Annotated in this window: 1 protein-coding gene; it reads right to left on the bottom strand. The window is 41.3% G+C overall.

Going from position 1 to position 462, the window contains the following annotated elements; genetic code table 11:
- Window position 1 precedes the first annotated feature (1 nt).
- A complete protein-coding gene (locus tag GOU96_RS18295) occupies window positions 2-415 on the bottom strand; it encodes a VOC family protein (protein ID WP_000049417.1) in 414 nt (137 codons plus the stop codon).
- Between the last annotated feature and the right edge of the window lie 47 nt (window positions 416-462).

Below are 462 nucleotides of genomic sequence, written 5' to 3'. Positions count from 1 at the left end.
GCTATTTGTGAGCCTTGTTCAGTTGCAATAAATCCCATTTGTTTCCATAAAGATCTTGGAACACAACCACTGTCCCATACTCTTCAACTCGTGGTTCTTCGTTGAAAACAACACCATTGGCCTTCATTAACTCATAATCTCGCCAGAAGTCATTCGTTTGTAGAAACAGAAAAACACGGCCTCCAGTTTGATTACCTACAAATTGAGCTTGTTCTTCGGTACTTGCTTGAGCAAGAAGTAGGTTCGTTCCATTCGAGTTTGGCGGCGAAACTTGAACCCAACGTTTACCACCACCCAAATCGGTATCTTCAACCAAACTGAACTGAAGCTTTTTTGTATAGAACTCAATAGCATCATCGTAGTTTTCTACGACAAGCGCGATATTGCCGATTTGCTGTTGAACGACTTTAGACATGCTGACTGCTCAAGATTTCAAAAGCTGAATTCTACACTACTTCGAGA

The sequence above is a fragment of the Vibrio sp. R-1 genome (assembly GCF_035615595.1).
Taxonomy (GTDB): domain Bacteria; phylum Pseudomonadota; class Gammaproteobacteria; order Enterobacterales; family Vibrionaceae; genus Vibrio; species Vibrio cholerae.
This window is presented reverse-complemented; position numbering and strand designations above follow the sequence as displayed.